Below are 2,511 nucleotides of genomic sequence, written 5' to 3'. Positions count from 1 at the left end.
CTACCAATGCGGTAACTGCTTTCAATTTCCCGGGTGCGGAAAATCTCTGGGAAGGCACCAACCTTTCACAGTCGCCCAATAGCACCGGGGTGCCGGAATCGTTCTGGGCAGGCATCCGCAATGCCAATATTTTCATCAATGGCATTGGCGTAGTGCCGGTAAAGGGCGGGCTTGCCAATGGTACTACAACCGCCCAGGTGTGGAGAAGCGAAGCGCGGTTCCTGCGTGCTTACTTTTACTTTGAGCTGGTAAGGCGTTATGGCGGCGTACCGCTGCTGGGCGATAAAGTGTATAATATCGGTGAAGATCTTAGCCTTCCCCGCAGCAGCTTTGCCGACTGTATAGCTTATATCACGAGCGAATGTGACGCCATCAAAGACAGCCTGCTCACCGCACCGGTAGCAGATGCAGACAACTACCGCGCTACAAAGGGAGCGGCTATGACCCTTAAGATGAAAGCGCTGCTGCTGGCTGCCAGCCCGCTCTTTAACGGCAATAATATTGACAATGCAAATAACCTTACCGGGTATACGAATTATGATGTAAACCGCTGGGTGCAGGCTGCCCAGGCTGCAAAAGATGTGATAGACCTGCATACCTATGCCCTCAATCCTTCTTTTACAGACATCTTCCTGAACCAGAATAATAGTGAGCGCATTTTTATACGGCCGGGAAATAATACCACCAATATTGAAACCAGCAACGGCCCTGTAGGTTTTTCAGCAGGCGGCACCGGCAATACCAGCCCTACGCAGGAGCTGGTGGATGCTTTTCCCATGCAGAACGGCTTGCCCATTACAGACCCGGCTTCGGGGTACCTGGTATCCGATCCCTATAGTGTATTGTCTGATGTAAAACGTGATCCGCGCTTTACCGCCACCATTTTCTATAATGGCGCCAAATGGCTGAATGGCACGGTACAAACCTATGAAGGCGGGCCCGGCAAGCCTAATTCCTCTTTACAGCAAACCGTAAGCGGCTATTACATGCGCAAGTTCATGGGCAATTTTGAAACATCAGCCACCTTCAGCAATCACTCTTCCGACTGGATCATTATGCGCTATGCAGATGTGTTACTCGCTTATGCCGAAGCACGTAATGAAGTAGAGCCTGCGCCGCAGGCAGATGTGTATGAGCAGCTGTATGCCATCAGGGCACGTGCAGGAATTGAGGCCGGTGCAGGCGGCAACTATGGCCTGGCGCCTGGTATGACTAAGGAGCAGATGAGGGCCGTTATTCAGAATGAATGGCGCATAGAGTTTGCCTTTGAGGAGCACCGGTATTTTGATATCCGCAGGTGGAAGATAGCCGGAACTGTTATGAACCAGCCACGTACGGGCGTATCCGTAGTAAAGAGCGGCAACGCTTTTACCTATAATCCCATTACGGTGCTTACAACGGTGTTTAAGGAAAGTCAATATCTGTATCCCATCCCTTACAATGAGGTGGCCAAGAACCCGAATATGAAACAAAATCCGGGACACTAAACCCATTGCATTCCTAAAATTATAAACAAACAGATATGCGGAAAATAATACTGCTCATTTGTATAATTATAAATATCATTCCCGGTTATTTGCTGGCGCAGAACCGGGTTGTCACCGGCACTGTGCGCGATCTTCAGGGCCCGTTGCCCGGGGTGTCTGTGGGCGAGAAGAATGTGCCGGGTAACGGGGCAGTTACCGATGCTGGGGGTAAGTTCAAGGTAACATTAAAAGGGAAGTCCAATGCGCTGATATTCCGTTTCGTGGGCTATGTGACCCGGGAGCTGAATGTTGCCGGTGAGGAGAAAAGTATTGATGTAACCATGGCGTCCGATAACCAGGCGCTGGGTGAGGTAGTGGTGGTGGGTTATGGCAAAACCACCCGTATCACCAATACCGGTTCTGTAAGCACCATCAATGCAGCGGAGATCAGGAACGTGCCAACAGCCAATGTGCAGAATGCATTAACAGGAAGGCTGCCGGGCTTCTTTTCCCAGCAGGGATCCGGCCAGCCGGGTAAAGATGCTTCTGACTTTTATATCCGCGGGGTAAGCTCGCTGAACCCTGCGGGCAATAAACCCCTGATCATTGTGGATGATGTAGAGTATACCTATGATCAGCTGCAGCAGATCAATGTAAATGAGATAGCCTCTATCTCTGTGCTGAAAGATGCTTCCACCACCGCTATCTATGGTATCAAAGGCGCAAACGGGGTGCTGGTAGTAACTACCCGCCGTGGTAAGCTGGGCAAGCCGCAGATCAATGTGCGGGTGGAAGGCGGGGTACAAACGCCTACCAAGATCCCTAAATTCCTGGATGCTTATCAATCGGCCACCCTCATCAACCAGGCAGAGATCAATGATGGCCTGACGCCTGAATTCACACAGGATGACCTTAACCTGTTTAAGAACGGGCAGGACCCTTACGGGCATCCCAATGTGAACTGGTACGATGCCATCTTTAAACAGTACAGCTACCAGCAAAATACCAACCTGGATATTTCCGGTGGTAATAACGTGGTGAAATA

2 protein-coding genes are annotated in these 2,511 nt (G+C 50.6%); both read left to right on the top strand.

Going from position 1 to position 2,511, the window contains the following annotated elements:
• On the top strand, positions 1 to 1,487 hold a 1,487-nt coding region (locus tag VIM87_RS09230), incomplete at its 5' end, for a RagB/SusD family nutrient uptake outer membrane protein (RefSeq protein WP_331996707.1).
• Positions 1,488 to 1,522: 35 nt separating this feature from the next.
• On the top strand, positions 1,523 to 2,511 hold a 989-nt coding region (locus VIM87_RS09225), incomplete at its 3' end, for a TonB-dependent receptor plug domain-containing protein (RefSeq protein WP_331996706.1).

The sequence above is a fragment of the Chitinophaga sp. genome, assembly GCF_036569125.1.
Classification (GTDB): Bacteria; Bacteroidota; Bacteroidia; order Chitinophagales; family Chitinophagaceae; genus Chitinophaga.
The sequence above is the reverse complement of the archived record's forward strand: the minus strand, read 5'-3'. Positions and strand labels throughout refer to the sequence as shown.